Below are 22,552 nucleotides of genomic sequence, written 5' to 3' on the forward strand. Positions count from 1 at the left end.
TCTCCTCACTGACGTGCGTCGCGGATGCTGTTCCTCGCTGCCGCTATGAAACTTCGCAACGTGTCCCAGAACGCGTGGTAGGCCGTGTCGAAGTCGGGGCTGTACACGGCGGAGGTCGCGGCCATGGCCTCGATGGCGAGGTAGACGTCCTTGGAGGCCGCCTCCAGACGGCCGGCCGCCTGGGAAACCTCGTCCGGGCCCTCCAGATTCGCCGTGTGGATCGCCAGGGTCATCTCCGCGTGGAGGCGAAGGTGCTGACGGAGGACTTCTCTCAGCGCCGTGGTCCGCGCCGCCGGGTCCGTCAGTTCCACCGCAGGCAGGACACCCAGGAACCAGTCGCCCACGAGGTGTGACTTGTGGACGACCTGGACGTAGGCGGACCGTCGTGACGCTCGCATGTTCTCCGCCTGTTGTGCGGCGCGGGCCGTCTCGGCCTGGATCTGAGCGGCCCGTGTACTGCCCCGATTGCCCACCCAGCTCGCGAGGATCGCTGTGGCACCGGTGAGCGCGGCAACGAGGAAACCCAAGTCCGGCATGAGGGGATGCTGCCTGGAGCCGACTCGACGCAAACACTCCTCAGTCCGGCCCCCGTGTCTCCGCCGCGCGCCGCGCCAGGGCATCGAAGACCACAGCCGTGTACAGCACCCCGCCGGTGATCATGAACTGGGCCGGGGGATCGACTCCCAGCAGTGCCATTCCCGAGGCGATCGACTGGATGATGAGCACCCCCAGCAGCGCGGACCAGGTCGAGCCGCGGCCGCCGAACAGGCTGGTGCCGCCGATGACGGCTGCGGCGATGGCGTTGATCAGCAGCGTGCCGGAGCCCGGGACCTGGCTCGCCGAGGTGAGCTGCGACGCGACGAAGAGTCCGCCGACCGCCGCCAGGGTCCCCGACACCATGAACACCGAGATCCGCACGCGCGTCACGTCGACGCCGGCCCGCCGGGCGGCCTCCACACCGCCGCCCAGCGCCAGGATCTGCCGGCCGTAGGGCGTGCGGCGCAGGAAGAGGTCCGAGACGACGACGACTCCGAGGAAGATCAGCAGCGCCAGTGGCAGCCCCTCGAACCGGCCCAGGACGTAGACGGCGGTGAACGCGGTCACCGCCAGCAGGCCCGTCCGCGCCCAGATCTCGCCGACGGGCCGGCACGGCATCCCGGCGGCGCCGCGGCGCCGGCGGTCACGGTAGGAGACGAGGAGGTACACGGCCGTGGCGAGTGCCGCCAGGCCGTAGGTGACGACGGGGGCGCCGAAGTACCGGCTGGTCAGCGTGGCGACCAGGCCGTCCTCGCTGAAGTTGATGGAGGTCTCCGTCCCCAGCAGGATCAGCATCAGGCCGTTCCAGGCCAGCAGGCCCGCCAGGGTGACGACGAACGCGGGCACGCCGACCTTGGCGATCGTGAACCCGTGGAGGGCACCGGCGGCCGTACCGCAGATCACCGCGATGACCACGGCGAGCCACTCCGACATCCCGAGGTTCACGTTCAGCGCCGCGAACATGGCACCCGCCAGACCCGCGAGCGAGCCCACCGAGAGGTCGATCTCGCCGATCAGCAGCACGAAGACGATGCCGACGGCGATCATGCCGGTCCCGACGATGTCCACGCTGAGGACCGACAGGTTGCGCGGCGAGAGGAAGTTGTCGTTGAGACCCTGGAAGACCATCCAGGTCACGCCGAGACCGAGCAGGGCCGGGACAGGGCCGAGGGCGCCTTCGGGCAGCCTGCGGCGAATGGCTCCGGCGTACGCCCCGAGACCCCCGGTGTGCCACCCGCGTCCGTCGCGGCCCCGGCGTCCGTCCCCGCGCCGGTCGGCGGTGGGCGCGGCATCCGACTCGGCGGCGCGCGCCCGGGCCCGCCTCCCCCTCATGGCCATGCTTCCTCCGGGCGTGTCGGGCGGTGGGAGGCGGCGTTGTCCGCCGCTCCGGTGATGGAGGCGATGATCTGTTCCTGCGAGGTGGTGTTCACGTCGAACAGACCGTTGTTGCGGCCGAGGCGCAGGACGGCGACCCGGTCGGCGACGGCCTTGATGTCACCCATGTTGTGGCTGATGAGGAGCACCCCGAGGCCCTGGTCGCGCAGCTCCTCGATGAGGTCGAGGAGCTGACCGGTCTGCTCGACGCCGAGGGAGGCGGTGGGCTCGTCGAGCAGGAGCAGCCTGGGCGCGCCGAGGAACAGGCGGGTGATCGCGACGACCTGCCGCTGGCCGCCGGACAGCGTGGCGAGCGGCACCCGTACGTCGGGTATACGGATGGACAGGGTGTGCAGCAGCTCGCGGGTGCGGCGCTCCATCTCCACCTCGTCGAGGATGCCGAGCCGGTGGATCTCCCGGCCGAGGAAGAGGTTGCCGACGACGTCGAGGTTTCCGCACATCGCGAGGTCCTGGTAGACGGTCGCGATGCCCAGCACCTGGGCGTCCTGGGGGCGCTTGATCTGGACGGCGCCGCCCTGCCACTCGATGACACCCTTGTCGGCGGGACCGACCCCCGAGATCACCTTGACCAGGGTGGACTTGCCGGCGGCGTTGTCACCCACGAGAGCGACCACCTCCCCGGCCCGGATCTCCAGCTCGACGTCCACCAGCGCCTGGACGGCGGCGAATCGCTTGGAGACGCCGCGCAACGCCAGCAGGGGCTGACCCGGCACGGGGCCACCTCCTTCCGCCTTCGGGGAAAGCTCGTCGGGAAGCTTGTCGGGAAGCTCATCGGGTGAGTCTCATCAGGTCAGTCCGGCCTTGTCGCAGGCGGACCGGAGCTGCGGGGGGCAGATCTGGGCGATGGTGTACATACCGTCCTTCACCAGAGTGTCCTTGATGTTGCCGACGGTCACGGAGACCGACGGGAGCAGGACCGCCGGAATGTCCTTGGTGGTGGCGTTGTCGACGGTGCCGGTGGCGATGGACTCGACCGACTTGCCGCGCCCCAGGGCGATGGCCATCTCGACGGCGGCGTCGGCGGCCGGCTTGTACGGCTTGTAGACGGTCATGTACTGGTCGCCCCTGACGATGCGCCGCACGGCCGCGAGGTCGGCGTCCTGGCCGGTGATCGGGGGCAGCGGCCTGACCTCGGTGGCGTTGAGGGCGGAGACCGCGGCGCCGGCGAGGCTGTCGTTGGCGGCCAGGACGCCGTCGATGTTGCCCGCGCCCAGGGCGGCGACGGCGCCCTTCATGTTCACGAAGGCGTTCTCCGGCCGCCAGCCGACGGTGTCGTACGACTTGCCGATCTTCACCTTGCCCTTGAGGACGGAGAGCGCTCCCCGCTTGAACCAGTCGGCGTTGGGGTCGGTCGTGGCGCCGTTCATCATGACGATCTGGCCGCCGCGCGCCTTCGCGCCCATGGCCTTCAGCAGCCCCTCTCCCTGAAGCCTGCCGACCTTCGCCCCGTCGAAGGTGACGTACCCGGCGATCGGGCCCTGCGCGAGCCGGTCGTACGCGACCACCGGGATACCGGCCCGGTGCGCGGCCTCGACCGACGGGCGCAGCAGCTCGGGGTCGACGGCGGCGATGATCAGGACGTCCACACCCCTGGTGATCATGGATTCGAGCTGCTGCCGCTGGACGGCCGGGTCGGGCGTGGCGGCGAAGGCCGCCGGGCAGTGCGGGCACAGCTCCTTCAGCTTTCGCTCGATCAGGGGCCGGTCGAACTGTCCGAAGCGAGAGGCCCCGCCGCCCGGGAGCAGCAGGCCGACGGTGAGGCTGTCGTCGCCGCCCGCCCCGCCCCCGCCGCAGGCGCCGGTCAGCGCGAGACCGGCGGCGACCGAGGCGGCCACGGCGGCACGGGTGAGGGACCTGCCCATCAGAGCCTGAAGGCTGACACGGAGATCCATTTCTTCGATTCCTTAGAAATTTCGCCCGATTTTATCCCGTATTGGGCGTCTACCGCCAAGCGTAGCCAAGCTGTCGGCGTGCTCCCCGTTGCGCGGCGCGGGAGGAGCGTTCATTATCAGGAATCCTGTTACTTCAAAGTTGTAGCGATAGGTAGGTCGGACCATGTCCTTCAGTCCCGGAATCCAGGCCAGAGGAATCCAGCTGCTGCTCAGCGGCATGATGACCCGCGTCCACGAGGACCTGCGCTTCGCCGACATCCCGAAGCGCACCGAGTCCCTCCGGGTGGAGACCGGTGCCGGCCCGGTGACCTGCACCGTCTACCGCCCGCCGGCGACCACCGACACCCCCACCGCCCCCGCCCCCGTGTACGTCAACTTCCACGGCGGCGGCTTCATCGTCGGCCGCCCCGAGCAGGACGACCACATCTGCCGCTACATCGCCGCCGAGGCGGGCTGCGTCGTGATCAACGTGGACTACGCCGTCGCCCCGCAGCGGCCCTTCCCCGCCGCCGTCACCCAGGCGTACGACGTCGTCGAGTGGGTCGCCGAGAACGGCCCCGCCCACGACTGGGACGGCTCGCGCCTCGCCGTGGGCGGGCACAGTGCCGGAGCCAACCTCACCGCCGCGGTCTGTCGCACGGCCCGGGACCGCGGCACCTTCTCGCCCCGGCTCCAGATCATCGACTCCGCGCCGCTCGACCAGCTCGCCGACCCGTCCACCAAGCTCTCCCCGATCGCCAAGCCGCTGCTCGCCCCTCACCTCATACGGGTCTTCACCGCCGCCTATGTCCCGGACCCCGCCGACCGCGCCCACCCCCTCGTCTCGCCCGGGCTGGCCGACGACCTCGCCGGTCTGCCGCCCGCCCTGGTCATCACCGCGGAGCACGACCGCCTGCGCGACGAGGGCGACGCCTACGCCAAAGCCCTGGACGCCGCCGGCGTCCCCGTCACCCACCGTGTCTTCGAGGGCGTCGACCACTACTTCACCCACACCGGCCCGGTACCGTCCGGAAAGGAGGCCATCGAGCTGATGGCCTCCAGCCTGCGCACCGCGCTCAGCGCCTGACGCCGGCCGGCCCGCTGCTGCACGGTGCCAAGGCCGGTGACCTGTTCGGGCATCGGTGCCTGTTCCAGGTGGGCATCGCCGTCTTCACCCGCGCCTCGCTGCTGGGCGGACTCGCCCCGAGCGCGGGGCTGTTGAGCGGCGCCCGCTCCTGCGGGGCGTCGGCGCCGTGCTCGCCGCGCCCAGCGCGCCCACCCTGATCACCACGTTTTCGGTGGGCAGGTCACGCAACACCGCGATGGGCGTGTACGCGACGGGCGGGGTCGGCGCCACGGTCGGCCTGCTGCTCGGCGGCACGCTGACCGACGCGCTCGACCGGCGCTGGGTGTTCTTCGTCAACATCCCCATCGGCCTGGCCGTCCTCGCCGGTACGAGGTCCCTCGTCGAGGCCGAAGGTCGGCGAGGTCCGCAACGGCACCCGACCCGGCCGAACGCCGCCCCGGCCGCCTCGACGTGCCCGGCGCCGTCACCGGCGCGATCGGATGCCGCACACCGAACAACTTCGTGAACGCCGTCGTCAACGTCATGACCGTCATATCGACGCACTGCCTCCGTGTGGAACCTCGGACATCTGTTCGCCATCAAGCAGGGCGAACGGGCTGGGGATCACGGACGAACATGGGGTGGCACGCGGTGGACAGGCGGATCAAGAGGGCGGCGCTGGCCTGTCTCCTCCTCACGACGGTCTTTGCGACGGGCTGCGCAGCCGAAACCTCCGCGGACGCGTCCGCCGACTCCCCTTCCGCCGCCCCGGGCTCCTCCACACCGTCCACCCACGCGCCCCGCGGCGACGCGGGTGCACCCGCGGGCACCGCGGCGGCCTACCGCAAGTGGGGCATCAAGCCGCTGGCGGCACCGCCCGCCCCGCCCGCGGCCAAGCCGGTGGGGCAGGCGGCCGCCGGCAGCGGGGTGCCGGTGATCAGCGAGATACCCACCAAGGAGAAGATCGTCTTTCTCACGTTCGACGACGGTGCCGAGAAGGACCCGAAGTTCGTGACGATGATGCGGGAACTGAAGATCCCCTTCACGATGTTCCTGACGGACGCCGCCATCCGCGCCGACTACGGCTACTTCGAGCCGCTCCAGGGACTCGGCGACAGCATTCAGAACCACACGCTGACCCATCCGAACCTGCGCACCCTGGGCGCGTCCGCCCAGAAACTGGAGATCTGCGGCCAGCAGAAGAAGCTGAAGGACCGATACGGCACCGCGCCCCGGCTGTTCCGCCCGCCCTACGGCAACTGGAACGAGGACACCCGAGCCGCCGCGGCGTCCTGCGGCCTGGAGAAAATCGTCCTGTGGCGCGAATCCATGCAGATCAAGAACATGCAGTACCAGCGCGCGGACAAGAAGCTCCACCCCGGTGACATCATTCTGGCCCACTTCCGCGGACCGTCCGAGCTCAAGGGCACGACGATGACCGAGATGACGGCGAACATGCTGCGCCACATCCAGGAACAGGGCTTCACGGTCGCCCGCCTGGAGGACTACCTGTAGCCCCCACGGGCCGGACGACGCCGACGTCGGGCAGTGCCGCTGACGCCCGGGGAGACGAAGCCGGTGGCAATGAACCGGGTGACGTGCTCCTCCGACTCCCGGACGTCGAGCACGTGGAAGGCGTCGTCGGCGAACCACGCGACGTGCGGCACGCACGTTTCGGCGCGGCGCGATCCGCGCGGGTGCGCGCACGACGACGCCGGGCGAACCAGAGCGGTCAGACACTTTGGGGCGGGCCGTTCCCGCGGAACCATCCTCCGCGAGAGCTAGGATCCGTGCCATGGCCCTGACCATGAACGACGTGGAACGGTTCGAGGCGTCAAGGCCCCGCCTGGAGGCCATCGCCTACCGCCTCCTCGGCTCCGCCGGTGAGGCCGAGGACGCCGTGCAGGAGACGTTCCTGCGCTGGCAGGCCGCCGACGTCGGCCGCATCGAGGTCCCCGAGGCCTGGCTGACGAAGGCTCTCACCAACCTGTGCCTCAACCAGCTCACCTCGGCCCGCGCACGGCGCGAGACCTATGTGGGCCAATGGCTGCCCGAGCCGCTGCTCGCCGGAGACCCGATGCTCGGTCCGGCCGACACCGCCGAGCAGCGCGAATCGGTCTCGTACGCGGTTCTCACCCTCCTGGAGCGCCTCTCCCCCAACGAGCGGGCGGTGTACGTGCTGCGGGAGGCCTTCGACTACCCGCACCGGGAGATCGCCGAGATCCTCGACATCACCGAGGCCGCCAGCCAGCAGATCTTCCACCGCGCCAAGAAGCACGTCGCCGACGGCAAGGCCCGCGCCGAGATCGACGAGGACGCCGCCCGGCGGATCGTCGAGGAGTTCCTCGCGGCCGCCACCAGCGGCCGTACCGAGCCGCTCGTGCGGCTGCTCACGCAGGACGCCGTCGCGATCGGCGACGGCGGCGGGAAGGTCCCGGCTCGCGCCAAGGCGTTCGAGGGTGCTCTCGCGGTCGCGAAGTTCATGCGGGGGCTGTTCAAACCCGGCGCCGCCAAGCGCGCCCTGGTCGGCGGCTCGCCCGAGGTCTACGCCACGACGGCCAACGGCGCCCCCGCCGTCGTGGCGGTTCTCGACGGCCGAGTCATCGGCGTCATGTGCCTGGAGATCACCGCCGAGGGCATCGCCGCGTTCCGCAACCAGGTCAACCCCGACAAGCTCGCACGCGCGACCCGGCGATGGGCGGCTGCCGATCACGGGGAACCCCTGCTCAACGCCTTCTGACCCCGATGTGAGGTGCTTCACATCCCATTCCTGTCAGGAAACGGGGGGCCGCCCGGTTCAAGTGGCGAATCCGCTCAAGACAGGAGCAGGGAAATGCAGCATCGCATCGTCGTCCTCGGAGCCGGATACGCCGGAGCCATCGCCGCCGGCCGCGTCGCCCGGCGGCTGCGCCGAGAAGACGTCGCCATCACCCTTGTCAACGCCGAGCCCGACTTCGTGGAGCGGGTCAGGATGCACCAGCTCGCGGTCGGCCGGTCCCTCGCGCCCCGGCCCTTCAGCGAGATGTTCGCGGGCACCGGCGTCGAACTGAAGGTCGCGAAGGTCACCGGCGTCGACGTCGACCGCAAGACCGTCGCCGTCACCGACGCGAACGGCGCCGGCGAGCTGGAGTACGACACCCTCGTGTACGCCCTCGGCAGCGGCTGGAACGACCAGGGCGTCCCCGGCACCGCCGAGCACGCCCACGAGATCGCGAGTCGTCCCGGAGCGCTGCGGCTGAGCGAGCGTCTGGCCCGCCTGGACGCCGGGCAGTCCGTGGTCGTGGTCGGCGGCGGCCTCACCGGCCTGGAGGCCGCGACCGAGATCGCCGAGGCCCGCCCGGACCTCGACGTCTCCCTCGCCGCCCGTGGCGGGCTCGGCGACTGGCTCTCGCCCAAGGGCCGCGGGCACCTGCGGAAGGTCTTCGACAAGCTCGGCATCACGGTGCACGAGCACGCCGCCGTCACCGGTGTCGAGGCCGACCGCGTCGCCACCGTCGACGGCACGTCCATCCCGGCCGCGGTCACCGTGTGGACCACCGGCTTCGCCGTCCACCCGATCGCGCAGGCCACCGCCCTGGAGGTCACCGACACCGGCCGGATCGTGGTCGACGAGACCATGCGCTCGGTCTCGCACCCCGACGTGTACGCCATCGGCGACGCGGCCCTGGTGGCGGGCCCCGGCGACAAGCCGCTGCGGATGTCGTGCGCCTCGGGCGTCCCCACCGCGTGGCAGGCCGCCGACTCCATCGCGGGGCGCCTGACCGGCGGGAAGCTCCCGAACGTGCCGCTCCGCTACTTCAACCAGTGCATCTCGCTGGGCCGCAGGGAAGGCCTGATCCAGTACGTCACCGCCGACGACCGCGCCGTCCGGGCGGCTCTGACAGGACGACTCGCCGCCGTCTACAAGGAGTTGGTCTGCAAAGGCGCGGCCTGGGGCGTCGCCAACCCGACGCTCGGGATGCCGACCCGGCGCCGCCGCGTCGTCCCGGAGCCGGTCCGGGCGGGCTCGTCGGTCAAGGCGCCGGCCTGACGCACACATCGAAGCGGGCGCCCTCGACGCGAGGGCGCCCGCTTCGCCGTCGGTCGGCAAGCGCCCGCCCGAGAACCTCATCCACCTCGCCGCACTCTGCGGACACGTCGAGAAGGCGGCGCCACCGGTGGATCCGGGGACGCCGCCTTCTGTTCGTACCGTCACGGCACTAGCTTCGGCTCCACTGCTGGGTGGCGTTGCCCAGACCGGTCCACAGCTGGACCTTCGAACCGTTGGCCGTGCCCCAGCCGGTCACGTCGATGACCAGGCCGTTGGAGCGGTTGACGATGGTGCCGTCGACCCGGAAGGACCACTGCTGGCTGGTCTTTCCGTTGCAGGCCCACAGGATGAGCTTGGTGCCTGCGGTGGTGCCGTCGGCGTTCGCTGCGAGGCACTTGCCCAAGACGCGGAGTTCGCCCGCGGCGGTCTGCGTGATGGTCTGGTTCGCGTTCCCGGAGCAGTCGTAGATCTGCACCTGCACGCCCGTCTGGCCGTTCGGCACATCGAGGCAGCGGCCGGAGTTGGCGCCCTTCAGCGTGAAGGACGCGGCAGTCGGCAGGGGGTCCTGGACGAGCTGCCACTCCTGTGAGCCGTCGGTCGTCGACGACGCCAGGGTGACGGAGCCGCCCGCGGTCGCCCCCGTCATGTAGAGGCTGGTGTTACGGACCGAGCGGAGCCGGTAGTACCCGTCGGACGACGGGACGAGGGTCCACTCCTTGTCGGTGGCTCCGTCGTCGACCCACTGGGCCAGCTTCTGCCCCGCCGTCGCGCTGCCGGTCCAGACGGCGACCGCGCGGCCGCCGGACTTGTTGAGCAGCGTCACGTCGCTGCCCTTGGCGGCCAGATGCCAGCGCTGGGTGTCGGCGGTGGAGTCCGCCGCGCCCAGCACGAGGTCGGGGGTGTTGCCGGTGAGGTTCGCGTCCTGGGTCTTCCCGGACGCGGTGGTGAGGACCTGGCCGGTCAGCCGGTTGACGAGGCTGGAGTAGGCGCCGTCGGAGCGGCCGAGGTCGACCTCGGCGTACTTCACGGGGCCGACGCTGCCGCCGCTCCAGGACGCCTGGAGGATGAGCACGCGTCCCGTGCCGTCGACGTACTGGAGATTACGGCTGTACCCGGCGGCGATCGGCGTCTGGTACTGCTTCCATGTGCCGGTGCTCAGCCCGGACTCGTTCACCCAGACGCTGCCGCTGCCGGAGGCGTTGTAGACGATCCGGCCGTCCGGCATCGGGAGGAGCACCGGGCTGCCGCCGGTGGACAGCGCGTTCCCGCCCGAGGGCACGGGCAGGGAGGTGATCGCGGCGTCCGTGGCCGAGAAGAACTTCGTCGGGTCGTCGGAGATCCGGTAGCGGACGTTCGTCCCGCCGCCCCAGTACTCGTACGTCAGGAGCCACTTGCCGTCGGTCGTCGGGGCGATGGTCGTCATGCCCGGACGGCCGCCGCCGATCTCGGTCCTGCCGGCCACGCTCACCGTGGAGCCCGGGACGTCGACGACCGGGTCGCTCCAGGACGTGCCGCTGCCGCCGTCCCAGGTCCGGTGCACGAGGACCTGGCCGCCGGAGTCGGTCGCCGTGTCGTTGTCCGTGGCGAGGGTCGGGGCGCCGGTGCTGGTGCTGTAGCCGGTGTAGTCGTTCTCGTCGGAGTAGTAGGCGATGAGCTTGCCGTTGTGGGCGAGCAGGTGCGGTTCCCAGACGGGGTCGACCTGGGCGTGGGTGTTGGCCGTGGAGACGCGGCCGATGCTGCCCGCGCTGCCGCCCTGCCAGCCGCCGGCCGCGATGATGTTCTGGATGCTCCAGGTCGAGCCGTCGTCCGTACTGGCGTACAGGGCGAGCGCCACGTCCTTGCGGTCGCCGTCACCGGACGGCGTCCAGGAGGAGTCGGCGGCCTTCTGCTCCTCGTAGTAGTAGTCGTCGCCCGAGACGATGCTCGCGAGCAGCAGCGTGCCGGCGCTCAGGTTTCCGACGTCCTGCGGGAGCACGTAGAGATACGGGTTGGTCCAGTTGCTCGTGTACTTCGCGTACGCGGGGTCGCCGGAGAGGTAGGCGGGGGCCTTGACGTCGGCCAGCTTCGCCCACGTCGTGCCGTCGTCGTCGCTCTTGTAGACGGGCATCGTCTGACCCACCGGAGCGCTCTGACTGTTCTCGAACGCCGCCACGATCCGCCCGCTCGGCAGCTGGGCCGACTTCGGGTAGAGCACACAGGGGTTTGGAGCTGCTGCCGCTGGAGTGCGTTCGAAGGTGTTCAGGTGAGCGGGAGTGAGTGTGGGTGGTCTGTGTCGTGTCATGTGGTTCGGCCGTGGTGTCGGTTTCAGTGAGGAACTGACGTTCTCTCATCGAATGCGTGACCTTCACGGGCGACGCTCGTTTCCATGGCAAAAGGATCTTCGGGTGGGGCCGGGCGGGGGTGACGGGATGGGTGAGCTGAGGAGTGTGGCGGCGTCGTTCGTCGCGTCCGGTCCGAGTGGGGTGGCTGTCCGGACCCGTCTCAAGCACCTGGCGTCGGACGATGAGAAGGTGCTGCGTGTGGTGGGCGCGCATCTGGGGTCGCTGGCCTCGAAGGATCTCAAGGCGCGCTGCCGGGACGGCCTGGCGCACTCCGGCGATACGTGGGCGGTGCGTAAGCGGGAGCTGACGCCGTTCTCGTCGTCGCGGTGGGCGGGCAGTATCACCAAGGCCTCGCATGACCAGTGGGCGCTGGCCCGCCGCTGCCAGCTGGCCCACATCCAGAACCTGGAAGCCGGCATCCGCACGCTGACGCACCGACTGTCCCTGCCGATCGGGCAGAAGGGAACCAGACAGGCCCCGGGCGGTTACCGGTCCCGGCGGGAGTGGCATGCGAAGGCCCGGCGGCTGCGCGTGCTGGAGGACCGGCTGGCCGCCGTGCGGGCCGACCGCGAGGCCGGAGTTGTGCACGTCGTACGCGGCGGCAAGCGCCTGGCCCGTGCCCGGCACCACCTGGAGGCGGCCCAGCTCACCGAGTCCGGATGGCGGAGACGCTGGGAGGCGGAACGCTGGTTCTGCCAAGCGGACGGTGAGCCCGGCAAGCGCTACGGCAACGAGACGATCCGCGTCAGCCCCGACGGCGAGGCGAGCATCAAACTTTCCGCACCGCTCACACATCTGGCCAACGCCCCGCACGGACGGTACGTCCTGGCCTGCCGGGTCACGTTCGCGCACCGGGGCGCCGAGTGGGCGGACCGCGTCGCGGCCAACCGGGCGATCGCCTACCGCATCCACTACGACATGGGCCGGGACCGCTGGTATGTGACCGCCTCCTGGCAGCTCCCGCCCACCCCCACCCTCCCCATCGAGGCCGCGCTCGCCCACGGGGTGATCGGCGTCGACATGAACGCCGACCATCTGGCCGCCTGGCGCCTGGACATCCACGGCAACCCGACCGGCGCCCCGCACCGTTTCGTCTACGCCCTTTCCGGTACCGCCCAGCACCGGGATGCCCAGGTCCGCCACGCCCTCACCCGCCTCCTGCACTGGGCCCGCGCGTGCGGTGTGAAGGCGATCGCGGTGGAGGATCTGGACTTCGGCGCGGAGACGACCCGGGAGAAACACGGCCGCAAACGCTTCCGGCAGCTCATCTCCGGCATGCCCACCGGGAAGCTCCGCGCCCGGCTGGCCTCGATGGCCGACGCCACGGGTATCGCGGTCATCGCCGTCGACCCGGCCTACACCAGCCGGTGGGGCGCCCAGCACTGGCAGAAGCCCCTCACCCCCACAACCCGCACAACCACTCGCCACGAGGCTGCTGCCGTGGCGATCGGAAGGCGCGCCCAGGGACACCCGATCCGGCGACGGACGGCACCGCCCCCACAGCACCGGAGTGATGCGGTGGGGCATCGGACCGCCCAGGCCAGACGGGATGTTCCTGGGCGTGAGGGAACCCGCCCCCGCATCCCCGGACCACGGACACGATCCGTGCCGCCCGGACGCGGAGCGAACGCGGGCAACCAGAACGCCCAACACCGTCCGGGGCGTTCGGCCGAGCTTGGGTTCTGGCAACAGGACTCACTCCCGCTCAGTCTCTAGGAACGGTTTCGCAGGGTCGTGGGTCACGCGGTATTGACGCGGCGGCGAACGGACGTCGAGGTCCGCAGTACGAGTTCCGTGGCCAGTTCGATGCGCGGGGATGCTGGCTGCCTGCCCTGGGCGAGATCCAGGAGCACCCGGGTCGCCTCACGCCCCAGTTCCTCGAACGGCCGGCGCACCGCGCTCAGCGGCGGGCAGGCCATGGCCGCCACCAGAGTGTCGTCGAAGGACATGACCGCCAGGTCGTCCGGCACGGAGAGGCCGTCCTGCCGGGCCGCCTCCAGCACGCCGAGCGCCTGCGCGTCGCTGGCCGCGAAGACAGCCGTGGGCGGGTCGTCGGCCCGCAGGATCTGCAGGCTCGCGGCGAGCGCCTCGCCGTAGTCGAAGTCGGTCGAGCGGACGATCGCTCAAGACCCGGGGGCACGGCTCGTGGCGAAGCGGTCCATGGCGTCCAAGGACGCCGGGAGGGCTTCTACGGGCTGGTCCCCTGCGGTCGGGAGCGCGCATCCGGCACGCCTCCTTCGGCCGGAAGGGGGCGACGGGCCCCGCGCTTTTCCGGACCAAGAGGTCGTCCTTGGCTGTACCTGGCGCAGGGCCCGGACGGCTTCGAGGGTTCGCCCGCCGTTGCCGGTGACGGGCTACAACCTCTTCATTTGTGCTCGCGCAGGAAGCTAGGGATCTCGTCGCGGGTCGGGTAGTTCGGCAGGAGGGCTGGCTTGTCCTGAAGGAACGCAGTGATGACGGCGGCGGCTCGGTCGTTGTTGTCGTCGAGGCCGTTCCACATGTGGTGTCCGACTCCTGGCATGTACTGCGTGCGCTGGATGGCGGGGTCATTGGCAAGGATGGCGGTCGCCCATTGACGGACCTGGGAGGAGCACTCCGCGATCATCAGCATCGCGGGGGTCCGGGACTGGCGCAGATGCGGTGCGATGGAGGGCGAGTCCTTGATCGTCTGCTGGACGCGGAGGCTGGCGGCGGGGCTGAAGGAGAAGTTCTGTGCGGTGTCCTCAGCGGGGATGCGGTGCGCGTCGCGTGCGCAGTAGGCGGATGCGGTGTCGCTGCCGAGGTCGGCGGCGGTGAAGGCGTTGTCGCCTTCGGCCTGTCCGATCAATCCGGTGTCGGGGGTGAGAAGTCCGAGTCGCATGAGGCCGAGTGCCACGGCGTACCGGGGGACGTGCGTCGATCGCGGTCCGGTCATGGCCGGCGCGAGGCCGCGCGCGGATTTTCGGCCCTTGTGCCCGGTGATGTGTGCGGTGGGGCCGTCCATGGGGCCGGGCTCGGCGATGATCGCCCGATGCAAGCGTGCGGCGACGCTCGGGTCGGCCAGGGCTCGGGTGAGCACGGCCCCGCCCGAGGAGAATCCGAGGATGTCGACCTTGCCCTTGTCCAGGCGGTCGACGAAGGCGGCGAGGTCGCGGACCGACCTGGAGATCGTGTACTGGCCCATGGGGAGCAGGTCGCTTCGTCCGCCACCAGCCTGTTCGTAGGCGTAGACGTCGTAGCCCTGGCGTGCCAGGAGCTGCAGGAACCGGTGGTCGAGCACCGAGATGCCACGGACCGGTCCGCCGTTGAGGTACACGAACGGGATGGAATGCCGGGTGCCGGAGTTCGCGGGCGGGTAGTGGTACACCGCGACCCGGCTGCCTGTGGTCAGGCTCCAGTGCTGCGTGGCCACGAACGGCAGGGCGGGCGGGTACCGCCGGGCCGTCGGCACGGTCGGGATGCAGACCGCCGCCGTCAATGCGGCCGCGACAACCACCGGCAGGAACGGCACGAGCCGCGCCGGCCAAGTGCGGCGCCGACCCCGCCACGCGGCGAGGACAGCCCCGACTCCAAGGGTCGTCAACCATGCGGCGAGCCCCGAGCCTGCCCCGTCTGTGAGGGCGATCAGTGCGAGAAAGACGACGACCAGCGTCGCGACGGCGGCCAGGGCCAGCAGTAAGCGTCCGGTTAAGCGGACGAGACGTATGGCGTACGTGGGCACAGCGGACGACCTCCGAAAGTTTCAGAACACTGTTTCAAAACGACGTTATCAGAGAGGGTAGGCTGCTGACCGTGGGTAGGCCGAGAACAAACGACGAGGCCGTCAAAGAGCGGCTTGTGGTGTGCGCGACCGAGATGCTCGCCACCCGTCCGCGAGAGTCGGTCACGGTCCGCGCCGTGGCCGCTGCTGCCGAGGCGTCGACCACGGCGGTGTACTCCTTGTTCGGTGGTAAGGACGGGCTGATCCGTGCGGTGCGCGACAGAGCCGTCGCCGGCCTGTTCCAGGACGTGTCGGCGGTGCAGACCTCCGCGGACCCTCTCGCCGACCTCTACGCGCTGGCCGTCGCCTACCGTCGTTGGGGGCTCGGACACAGCCACCTGTACACGGTGCTGTTCGGCGGCGTGCAGTCCTTCGACCCGTCGGGGGAGGTCGGTGCCAGTGACCCGATCCGTCCGCTCCTCACGGCGATCGATCGCGCGTTGGCGGCGCCCGTCCTCGTCGGCGGAGCAACGTCGATCGCCCTGTCGATCTGGGCCACCCTGCACGGGCTCGTGACTCTCGAACTGGCCGGGGCCCTCGACGCCGCCACGGCCGATGCGGCATTCCGATCGACGATTCACGCCACGTTGCGCGGATGGACGACCCCGGCGGTGTTCCTCAGCCTTCGCCGAGCCGAACTCGCTCCTTGACAGGATCAGGGCCGGTTTCCGGGCCCTCCCGGTCCCTGCTGGGGCGGGGGTGCGTGGTCGGTGAAGACCGGCATGCCAAGGTCGACCAGCTGCGGCCGACCATCGGTCGGAGCCCGCTTGAGGCTGTTGAGCTTGGCCATCGCAGCGTCAAAGCTGACCTGGAGCCCCTCGACCTCACCGAGCCAGCCGTTGGCGCGGGCCTCGCGGATGCGTTCTCGGAGGTTCTGGATGATCTCGATGAGTCGGGACCGCTGGCGTGGATCGATCTGGAGGACGGGGCAGCGAATGCAGGCGTGTTCGTGCTTGCAGGGGGTCCCATAGGGGCGCCCGCAAGTCCCCAGGGAGACCTTGCGCAGCTCGAAGTGCTGCTGGAAGTCGCGCCACTCCTGCTCAGTGGGCTCCCGGTATTCCTCGACCGGGCGTTCGGCCCGGCGGCGGTCGAGGAAGCCGCGGTAGGTGCGGATCAGATCGTCCTGAAAGACCGCGAGGTATGCCTGAGTGGTCGTCAGAGTTTTGTGTCCGAGGATGCGGGCGGCGCCGGTCGGACCGCGCCAGCGGCACCGGGTTGACCAGCGGGCCGCCGCCCGTCTCGATCCAGAAGTCGTAGAAGCTGCGCAGCACCGCGTTGCTGTGCCGGATCGTCCGCGGCTTGTAGCGGTCGTCCAGGTGCGTCTTCTTCGTGATCGGATTCGTGGTGCCCGCGGTCGACGCGGAATGTGTACGCGCCGACCTGCGCGGCTTCGTCGCAGCCCGGAGCCACAGGACGAAGTCCCGCACCTCCGCTGAGGTCGCACGGTGCCACTCGACATCGACCACCCGCAGCCACCGCCACCAGCGCAGCAGGTCGAAGGCGTAGCTGCGTACGCTGCCGGTCCGGTTGTCCCGGGAGATGAAGTCGATCAGGAACCTGCGGACCGGCTGCACGACTTTCCCCTCCTCATCGAAGACCAGCCAGGGCACGACACCTGGGTCCATAGCCACCCGCCCCACCGTGGGAGCTGGATGGCGCGGACGTCACGGGATTGATCGTTCAACTCCGTTGCGCTCCTTCGTTCTCGGATGGCGCAACGTCTACCGACTAGGCCAGGCGGGGGATGCGCTCAAGCTCGGCGTGTCCTGCGGTAGTCCGGTCAACGTCTCCCTGTCGGCCTCCCCGATGGCATCGGCCCCACGGCCTTCGCCGCACCCGTCCTCGGCCTGTCGCCGCCGGCCCGGCAGGCAGGGCAGCTCGACGCGGCCCGGAATCCGGTCGACGTCCTGGCCCTGGTCAACCAGCTCGCCGCCACCTGGGCGGCCCAGACCGAGATCACCGCGGCCGCGACTCGGACGGCTGCGGACCCGTCCACGGCGGCCCGCCGCACCGCCGTGGTGAACGCCGGGGCTTTCCGTAAGAGTCTCGGTAAGAACCACGCCCCACGCGCCGTTCACCTACAACCTTTCGTCTCGACAGGTCGTCCAATTGGCGCCCGGTGCTGGTCACTGCGCCGGGGTCTCTTCTGTCCCAGCTGGGGGAAGTCATGAGTTCTGTCTCCGTCGGGCGTGTGCTGCGTCGCGGGGCATGTGCCGGAGCCGTGGGGGCGCTGGTCGTCGCCGGTCTCGGGAGCGGGGTCGCCTTCGCGGACGAGGCGCAGACCGATCAGCTGTGGATCCAGGCGCCGTACGAGCAGTCGGTCACCGTCGCTCCGGACGGCGGTGCGGCGCAGTACCGGTCGCTGGCGCTCGGCCTGTACCACGACAACGACAACTTCACCGTGACCGACGGCCGGCTGACCGTCGACGTCTCCGGGCTCGCCGGGGTCGCCGAGGTGGCCTGGCCCGACAACTGCGCACCGAACGACGCCGGCACGGTCGCCGTGTGCGAGACCGGGGACGTGCCGACCCGCTACAGCGCGCAGGTGCAGCTGAAGGTGCGGGCCGCCGCCGGCGCCGCCGTAGGAGCGCAGGGTGCGATCGAGTACTCCGCCGGGGCCACCGGCGGACCCGACGGCACGCTGGTGGCCCCGGAGGGCTCCGAGACCTTCGTCACCGTCGGCTCCGGCCCGGACCTCGGCATCGGCGCGACGCCGGACGTCACCGGCGTCGCGCCCGGCACCAGCCTCACCGTGCCGTTCTCCGTGACCAACACCGGCAACGAGACCGCCCACGGCTTCAGCGTGAGGATGTGGGCGACGTACGGCCTCGACGTCGCCACCCGCTACCCGCAGTGCACCTACACCGGGCCGGACGACGGCGGCGAGTACACACCCATGACGTACGTGACCTGCTCCTTCGACACCGACGTCGCGCCCGGTGCCACCGTGGAGCTGCCGGAGCCGCTGCGGCTCGCCGTCACCGACCACGCGCTGTACGAGCGGTTCGACTACGAGGTCCAGCCGGGCGGCGACGCCACCGACCTCGACGGCTCGGACAACGGCCGCTCCTGGCACATCGACGCCGACAACACCGCCGACTTCGCGGTGCACGGCACCGAGGTGAGCGGCGCGGCCGGCGACACCGTCACCGCCGGCTTCCGCTTCGTCAACCGCGGCCCGGCCTGGGTCGGCAACGTCGCCTCCGGCGACCCGGTCGCCGTGATCGACTACTACCTCCCGGAGGGCACCACCGCCACGTCCGTGCCCGCCACCTGCCACAACGCCTGGACGTCCGGCGACGACCCGGCCATCGGCCACTACGCCTGCACCCTGCCGATGTGGGCCAAGCCGGACCTGAAGGTCAGCTTCCCGTTCCAGCTGCGCATCGACCGGGTCGTCCCCGACGCGACGGGCCACGTCATCGTCCACCCCCACTCCGACAAGCCCACCACCTTCGACCCGAACACCAAGAACAACTCGGCCAAGGTGGTCGTCAACCCGTCTTCCTGACAGCGGTCAGGGGTGCGCGGGAAGACGTTGCTCTCGAGGCTCGTCTCCCACGCACCGGTGTGCGCCCAGTGCGTGGTCGCGCGTTTGCCGTCCAGCGGGCCGGCGGCGCCCGACTCGAACTGACGCCCCGCCGACACGGCCGCCCCGCCGCCCGTCACCCCGACGGGCGGCGGGGCGCCCATTTCCGCTCCGTCGCGACTGTCGCTGGTGCCGTAGTGCCTGCGTGCACGCCTCGGCCACCGGCCTTGTGGGACCGCTCTGCCTGACGGTCTGCAAATCAGGCAAAAGGGGCAAAAAGACTATAATTTGAAGAGTGAGTGCCCTGTGAGCTCCTCAAGGGAGGAATGTCCCTATGACTGAGAACACCGGCGTAAAGCTCGGCGGTGCGCCCGGTTCGCGCGGGCGGACGACCATCGCCGACGTGGTGGTGGAGAAGATCGCCGGAATGGCGGCCCGGGACGTGCTCGGCGTCCATGCCCTGGGCAGCGGATTCGCCCGCTCGATGGGATCCGTGCGGGAGCGGATGCCTGGCGCCGGCACTGGCAAGTCCGTCACGCGCGGGGTCGGTGTCGAGGTCGGAGAGCGGCAGGCTGCCATCGATCTGGAGATCGTCGTCGACTACGGCGTCTCGATCACGGACGTGGCCGGTGCGGTGCGGGAGAACGTGATCTCCGCGGTGGAGCGGATGGCGGGTCGGGAAGTCGTTGAAGTCAACATCATGGTCAGCGACGTGAAGCTGCCCGACGAGGAGGACGAAGGGGAAGAGCGGCAGCGGATCCAGTAGGCCGGGGCGCAGCAGTCTGCTTGAGTCGAGGAGCGCGTGATGAGCAGGGCCGTGGTGGGCTTGATGGCCGGAATGACGCTGGGGTTCGCGGCGTATTTCGGTGACTTCTGGGCTTTCCTGCTGGTGCTGGGGCTGGGCGTCGTCGGTCTCGTGGTCGGGCGGTTCACCGAAGGTGATTTCGAACCGGGCGACTTCGTCCGCCGCCGGGACCGGCAGGAGCGGATCCGCGATGACCGGCGACGGGTCCGGGGAGACTGGCGGTAGTGACCGGTGAAGCCGGTCGGCGTCCGGGCATCCCCCGCGGGGAGCGCGGTGCGACCGCCGTCGCCGACCGGGTCGTCGCGAGGACCGCTTCCCAGGTGGCCCTTCCGTGGGCCGGACGATGTGCTGCCGGGCGCCGAGGGACGCACAGTGCGTCCCGCCGTAGCCGAGAGGCCACGTAGATCCCGTTGGGTTCCTTCCCAGGAGGACCCGTCATGATCCTCTCCCTGACCCTGCTCATCGCCGGAATCGCTCTGGTCGCCGTCGGCGCGGCCGTCGACGGCATGCTCTATCTGGCGTCCGTCGGCGTACTGATTCTCATCGCGGATCTGCTCTACCTGGTGGCCCGCTCCATCTGGCGCCACCGCCGGCGCCCGGCCCGCTGAACGGCGCCCGAATGCCCCGGACCGGTCCGGGCCCGCTCTCCCGAGCCGCCGGCGTAGCCCGCCGGCCCGGGCGAGCGGGGGCCGTCGCATGCGGCATTTGCGACCGCGGGTGCGACCTCGGGTGCGACCTTGGTACGAAACTCCAGGTCAGCGGCCTGCTTCAGCGGGGGAGCGGTGCATCGTCGACGGACTCAGTCGAGGGCGGCGAGATGACGGGCGTCGCCGCCGCGCCACTCGATGAGGAAGATGGTCGCGTCGTCGGTCGTGGTGCCGCCGCGTTCCTGTTTCAGGGTGTGGGAGAGCGCTCGTACCACCGCCCGTACCTCGATGCGGTCGCCGAGGATCCGGTTGGTCCACTCGATGAGCTGCTCCTCACCGAACTGTTCCCCGCCGACCTGGTGCTCCTCGATCAGGCCGTCGGTGAAGCACAGCAACCGGTCCCCGCGTTGCAGTGTCCGCTCGCTGACCACCGGCTCCTCACCGCCGAAGCCGACCGGCAACGTGGTCGGGCTCTCCAGCCGGTCCACCACGGCGCGGTCACGGATCAGGAACGGAGCCGGATGGCCGGCGTTGACCCAGCGCAGCCGGCCTGTGGTGATGTCCAGGACCATCATCTGCGCGGTGACGAAGTGGTCGGGGCCGAACTGTTCGTTGATGGCCCGGTCCATGAACGCGTACACCTGGGACAGATCGGTGCTGGCCCGTCGCGTGTGGCGATAGGCGCCGATGGCCACCGTCGCCATGGTCGCCGCGTCCAGCCCGTGGCCCATCGCGTCGATCATGGCCACGTGAAGGATGTCGCCGTTGAGGGCGTAGTCGAAGCTGTCGCCGGCCACGTCGTAGGCGGGCTCCAGGATTCCGGCCACCTCGACCTGCGGAACCGTCATCGACAGCGGGGGCAGCAACGACCACTGGATCTCCGCGGCCACGCTCATCGGGGCGCTGCGGCGGGCCTGGAAGAACAGGTCGGTGTAGGCGTCCTTGGTGACGATCATGTCCGCGACCAGACCGGCGAGTCTGCGGAGCAACCGCCGGTCGTCGTCATCGACGCTGTCCAGCGTGACGGCCATCGCACCGATCTGGTCACTGCCGTCGAGCAGCGGCAGGTACATCCGCACACTGTCGCCCTGCGGCACCTCCACCGTTCTGCGGCTCAGGAACGCCTCGCCGGCAGGGGAGTCCTCGACCGGCTCCGGGCGGCCGACCTCCAGCCTGTGGCCCGGCAGCGGCACCAGCAGCACCTGTTCGTAGTCCTGCAGCAGGATGGAGACCTCCCGCCCTCCGACCCTGGCCACCTCTTCCGCGACGAGTGGGGCGATCAACTCCGGCGGCATCTCGTGGGCCCGGTCCAGCAGCACACCCAGCAGTCGTTCGCCAAACCCCTCAGACCGGTCCACCCCGATCCGGCCCGGCTTCCGCCCACCGTCCGTCATCGCTGTCTGCTTCCCTTCGGCCCGGGGCATGGGGAACCCATCGGGGTGGCTGCGTCCACGCGGTGTTCGTCGGGCGGCCCGGTGCCCCGGCCTCGTCGAACCGCAGCCGGTGCGGGCGGTGCCGACCGGAACGGCGCCGGCGCCTCCGGCACCCCGACCACGTATCCCGACGCGGTGCCCCGACACAACGCACACCGCGCCCCTCTCGGATCCACCCGGCGGGCAACGGCGATCAGCGTGGCACGACGCCGGCGACCGGCACAGGCTCGCATCGCCGCCCGGTCCGACGAGCCGATTACGCCCTGGGCGGCATGTCGCCCCCAAACGCCGTTCACCACAAGGGGATTGGGTCGACGGAGCCCAGGCACGCCGACCGGTGGGCGTGCCTGGCCCCGGGGTACCGGTCTTGGCCGAAGGGGCCGAAGGGGCCGAAGGGGCCGAAGGGGCCGAAGGGGTCGAGGGGGTCGAGGGGGTCGAAGGGGCCGAGGGGGCCGAGGGGGCCGAGGGTGGCCATGGCCGGCTGGTCGGTGGCGGAGTCCACGTAGATCCCTTCCAGGGAACCGATCCTGCGCCTCTCCGGGGCCACGAGGCCGTGGTCGCGACACTCCGGACACCGGCGGAATGGATCATGCGCCCTGCTCCTGGCGGCCGCGTCCGTCGTGCTCCAACGACCCCGGCGTATACACACCGGGGTCGCCCTTCCGGGCCGGTCGCACGTGAGAGTGTGCCGACCCGCTTTCATGCTATGCCTGGTGCACATTTCGGGCATCAGATGTTTCGCGGTTCTCGTGTCCATTCGGTTCCGCGCGGTCCGGGAAGGGCATTCGCCCAGCGGCAGCCGCGTTCCTCCAGGACCCACTGGTGATCAGCCAGGAGCGCGCGGACTCTGCTGCGCGCGGTGTCCACCGTGAGGTGGAGGCGGGTTCCGCCGGCCACCGTGCCGACGGGACAGCTGCGCCGCTCGGACGAGGCGAAGCAGCGACGGAGAACCTCCGCGACCTGGCGGGCGGCCTCGGGGGACGAGGCGACGAGGCGCACGTCGACGTTCCCGGGCAGAGGGCGGTTCCGTCGACTCCTCGGGGTGACGCCGTCCCGGCCTGCCCACATCGCCGTAGCGGTGGGCCGCGATCCTTGCGTCGCGTATGACCAGGCATTCTTCCCGGTAACGCGCCGTCTGGGTCACCGGGCGGGGACTTCGCCCTCGTTACCGGGCATCGT

Annotated in this window: 23 protein-coding genes and 1 pseudogene; 13 read left to right on the forward strand and 11 right to left on the reverse strand. The window is 70.4% G+C overall.

Translation table 11 applies throughout. The annotated features are described in order from the left end of the window. Positions 1-5: 5 nt before the first annotated feature. From OG289_RS27010 to OG289_RS27025, 4 genes are all read right to left on the reverse strand, one after another. On the reverse strand, positions 6-536 hold the full coding sequence (locus tag OG289_RS27010) for a hypothetical protein (RefSeq protein ID WP_327316611.1): 531 nt from the start codon (positions 534-536) through the stop codon (positions 6-8). A gap of 40 nt (positions 537-576) precedes the next feature. Next, positions 577-1,875, reverse strand: coding sequence for a sugar ABC transporter permease (locus OG289_RS27015; protein WP_327316612.1), 1,299 nt, complete (start codon positions 1,873-1,875; stop codon positions 577-579). After that, positions 1,866-2,645 (reverse strand): ATP-binding cassette domain-containing protein, encoded by a 780-nt coding sequence (locus OG289_RS27020; RefSeq protein ID WP_327316613.1) that lies wholly within the window; start codon positions 2,643-2,645, stop codon positions 1,866-1,868. The genes OG289_RS27015 and OG289_RS27020 overlap by 10 nt, the downstream gene beginning before the upstream one ends. Before the next feature lie 72 nt (positions 2,646-2,717). Beyond that, on the reverse strand, positions 2,718-3,824 hold the full coding sequence (locus tag OG289_RS27025) for a sugar ABC transporter substrate-binding protein (protein WP_327316614.1): 1,107 nt from the start codon (positions 3,822-3,824) through the stop codon (positions 2,718-2,720). Between the two features lie 163 nt (positions 3,825-3,987). Between OG289_RS27025 and OG289_RS27030 the strand changes: the two genes are divergently transcribed. The 3 genes from OG289_RS27030 to OG289_RS27040 all read left to right on the forward strand — a co-directional run bounded on the left by OG289_RS27030 (position 3,988) and on the right by OG289_RS27040 (position 6,384). Further along, entirely contained in the window at positions 3,988-4,890 is a 903-nt protein-coding gene (locus OG289_RS27030; protein WP_327316615.1) for an alpha/beta hydrolase, read from the forward strand. 166 nt (positions 4,891-5,056) lie between these two features. Further along, the gene (locus OG289_RS27035) at positions 5,057-5,395 is read left to right on the forward strand and encodes an MFS transporter (protein ID WP_327316616.1); all 339 of its coding nucleotides are present in this window, start codon (positions 5,057-5,059) and stop codon (positions 5,393-5,395) included. Between the two features lie 110 nt (positions 5,396-5,505). Continuing rightward, positions 5,506-6,384, forward strand: a complete 879-nt coding sequence (locus OG289_RS27040) for a polysaccharide deacetylase family protein (RefSeq protein WP_327316617.1) — start codon at positions 5,506-5,508, stop codon at positions 6,382-6,384. On the opposite strand, the gene OG289_RS27045 is transcribed toward OG289_RS27040, so the two are convergent. After that, entirely contained in the window at positions 6,375-6,536 is a 162-nt protein-coding gene (locus OG289_RS27045; RefSeq protein WP_327316618.1) for a hypothetical protein, read from the reverse strand. The two genes, OG289_RS27040 and OG289_RS27045, sit on opposite strands and share 10 nt — an antisense overlap. Before the next feature lie 128 nt (positions 6,537-6,664). On the opposite strand from OG289_RS27045, the gene OG289_RS27050 reads away from it, so the two are divergent. Beyond that, positions 6,665-7,609 carry an RNA polymerase sigma-70 factor gene (locus OG289_RS27050; RefSeq protein WP_327316619.1) on the forward strand — a complete coding sequence of 315 codons (945 nt, stop codon included), beginning with the start codon at positions 6,665-6,667 and terminating at the stop codon, positions 7,607-7,609. 93 nt (positions 7,610-7,702) lie between these two features. After that, a complete protein-coding gene (locus OG289_RS27055; RefSeq protein WP_327316620.1) occupies positions 7,703-8,899 on the forward strand; it encodes an NAD(P)/FAD-dependent oxidoreductase in 1,197 nt (398 codons plus the stop codon). A gap of 169 nt (positions 8,900-9,068) precedes the next feature. On the opposite strand, the gene OG289_RS27060 is transcribed toward OG289_RS27055, so the two are convergent. Further along, a complete protein-coding gene (locus OG289_RS27060) occupies positions 9,069-11,093 on the reverse strand; it encodes an RICIN domain-containing protein (RefSeq protein ID WP_327316621.1) in 2,025 nt (674 codons plus the stop codon). A gap of 214 nt (positions 11,094-11,307) precedes the next feature. Between OG289_RS27060 and OG289_RS27065 the strand changes: the two genes are divergently transcribed. After that, on the forward strand, positions 11,308-12,936 hold the full coding sequence (locus tag OG289_RS27065; protein WP_327316622.1) for a transposase: 1,629 nt from the start codon (positions 11,308-11,310) through the stop codon (positions 12,934-12,936). A gap of 23 nt (positions 12,937-12,959) precedes the next feature. Here the strand turns inward: OG289_RS27065 and OG289_RS27070 are convergent, their stop codons facing one another. Continuing rightward, on the reverse strand, positions 12,960-13,340 hold the full coding sequence (locus OG289_RS27070; protein WP_327320815.1) for a substrate-binding domain-containing protein: 381 nt from the start codon (positions 13,338-13,340) through the stop codon (positions 12,960-12,962). A 245-nt stretch (positions 13,341-13,585) separates the two neighbouring features. After that, complete coding sequence (locus OG289_RS27075; RefSeq protein WP_327316623.1) at positions 13,586-14,920, reverse strand: alpha/beta hydrolase; 1,335 nt, start codon at positions 14,918-14,920, stop codon at positions 13,586-13,588. Between the two features lie 71 nt (positions 14,921-14,991). Here OG289_RS27075 and OG289_RS27080 point away from each other — a divergent pair, with 71 nt between their 5' ends. Beyond that, complete coding sequence (locus OG289_RS27080; RefSeq protein ID WP_327316624.1) at positions 14,992-15,609, forward strand: TetR-like C-terminal domain-containing protein; 618 nt, start codon at positions 14,992-14,994, stop codon at positions 15,607-15,609. Between the two features lie 53 nt (positions 15,610-15,662). Next, entirely contained in the window at positions 15,663-16,178 is a 516-nt protein-coding gene (locus OG289_RS27085; protein ID WP_327321051.1) for a hypothetical protein, read from the forward strand. 157 nt (positions 16,179-16,335) lie between these two features. Here the strand turns inward: OG289_RS27085 and OG289_RS27090 are convergent. Further along, a pseudogene (locus OG289_RS27090) lies at positions 16,336-16,584 on the reverse strand (site-specific integrase); the annotation flags it as partial. A gap of 222 nt (positions 16,585-16,806) precedes the next feature. On the opposite strand from OG289_RS27090, the gene OG289_RS27095 reads away from it, so the two are divergent. The 5 genes from OG289_RS27095 to OG289_RS27115 all read left to right on the forward strand — a co-directional run bounded on the left by OG289_RS27095 (position 16,807) and on the right by OG289_RS27115 (position 19,901). After that, on the forward strand, positions 16,807-17,130 hold the full coding sequence (locus tag OG289_RS27095; RefSeq protein WP_327320816.1) for a hypothetical protein: 324 nt from the start codon (positions 16,807-16,809) through the stop codon (positions 17,128-17,130). Further along, on the forward strand, positions 17,127-18,470 hold the full coding sequence (locus tag OG289_RS27100) for a hypothetical protein (protein ID WP_327316625.1): 1,344 nt from the start codon (positions 17,127-17,129) through the stop codon (positions 18,468-18,470). Before OG289_RS27095 ends, OG289_RS27100 begins: the two co-directional genes overlap by 4 nt. Before the next feature lie 352 nt (positions 18,471-18,822). Next, positions 18,823-19,254, forward strand: coding sequence for an Asp23/Gls24 family envelope stress response protein (locus tag OG289_RS27105; protein WP_327316626.1), 432 nt, complete (start codon positions 18,823-18,825; stop codon positions 19,252-19,254). A 39-nt stretch (positions 19,255-19,293) separates the two neighbouring features. After that, on the forward strand, positions 19,294-19,518 hold the full coding sequence (locus OG289_RS27110; RefSeq protein ID WP_327316627.1) for a hypothetical protein: 225 nt from the start codon (positions 19,294-19,296) through the stop codon (positions 19,516-19,518). Between the two features lie 212 nt (positions 19,519-19,730). Next, a complete protein-coding gene (locus tag OG289_RS27115; protein WP_327316628.1) occupies positions 19,731-19,901 on the forward strand; it encodes a hypothetical protein in 171 nt (56 codons plus the stop codon). Positions 19,902-20,092: 191 nt separating this feature from the next. Here the strand turns inward: OG289_RS27115 and OG289_RS27120 are convergent, their stop codons facing one another. Then, a complete protein-coding gene (locus OG289_RS27120) occupies positions 20,093-21,334 on the reverse strand; it encodes a PP2C family protein-serine/threonine phosphatase (protein ID WP_327316629.1) in 1,242 nt (413 codons plus the stop codon). A 331-nt stretch (positions 21,335-21,665) separates the two neighbouring features. Further along, positions 21,666-21,920 carry a hypothetical protein gene (locus OG289_RS27125; RefSeq protein WP_327316630.1) on the reverse strand — a complete coding sequence of 85 codons (255 nt, stop codon included), beginning with the start codon at positions 21,918-21,920 and terminating at the stop codon, positions 21,666-21,668. Positions 21,921-22,552 lie beyond the last annotated feature (632 nt).

The organism is Streptomyces sp. NBC_01235 (assembly GCF_035989285.1).
GTDB lineage: Bacteria > Actinomycetota > Actinomycetes > Streptomycetales > Streptomycetaceae > Streptomyces.

Bases quoted from the DNA above. Each gene is read 5' to 3' on its own strand.
- OG289_RS27105 (WP_327316626.1), top strand. From the start codon at position 18,823: ATGACTGAGAACACCGGCGTAAAGCTCGGCGGTGCGCCCGGTTCGCGC.
- OG289_RS27010 (WP_327316611.1), bottom strand. From the start codon at position 536: ATGCCGGACTTGGGTTTCCTCGTTGCCGCGCTCACCGGTGCCACAGCG.
- OG289_RS27120 (WP_327316629.1), bottom strand. From the start codon at position 21,334: ATGACGGACGGTGGGCGGAAGCCGGGCCGGATCGGGGTGGACCGGTCT.
- OG289_RS27110 (WP_327316627.1), top strand. From the start codon at position 19,294: ATGAGCAGGGCCGTGGTGGGCTTGATGGCCGGAATGACGCTGGGGTTC.
- OG289_RS27015 (WP_327316612.1), bottom strand. From the start codon at position 1,875: ATGGCCATGAGGGGGAGGCGGGCCCGGGCGCGCGCCGCCGAGTCGGAT.
- OG289_RS27030 (WP_327316615.1), top strand. From the start codon at position 3,988: ATGTCCTTCAGTCCCGGAATCCAGGCCAGAGGAATCCAGCTGCTGCTC.
- OG289_RS27115 (WP_327316628.1), top strand. From the start codon at position 19,731: ATGATCCTCTCCCTGACCCTGCTCATCGCCGGAATCGCTCTGGTCGCC.
- OG289_RS27050 (WP_327316619.1), top strand. From the start codon at position 6,665: ATGGCCCTGACCATGAACGACGTGGAACGGTTCGAGGCGTCAAGGCCC.
- OG289_RS27040 (WP_327316617.1), top strand. From the start codon at position 5,506: ATGGGGTGGCACGCGGTGGACAGGCGGATCAAGAGGGCGGCGCTGGCC.
- OG289_RS27025 (WP_327316614.1), bottom strand. From the start codon at position 3,824: ATGGATCTCCGTGTCAGCCTTCAGGCTCTGATGGGCAGGTCCCTCACC.
- OG289_RS27065 (WP_327316622.1), top strand. From the start codon at position 11,308: ATGGGTGAGCTGAGGAGTGTGGCGGCGTCGTTCGTCGCGTCCGGTCCG.
- OG289_RS27055 (WP_327316620.1), top strand. From the start codon at position 7,703: ATGCAGCATCGCATCGTCGTCCTCGGAGCCGGATACGCCGGAGCCATC.
- OG289_RS27100 (WP_327316625.1), top strand. From the start codon at position 17,127: ATGAGTTCTGTCTCCGTCGGGCGTGTGCTGCGTCGCGGGGCATGTGCC.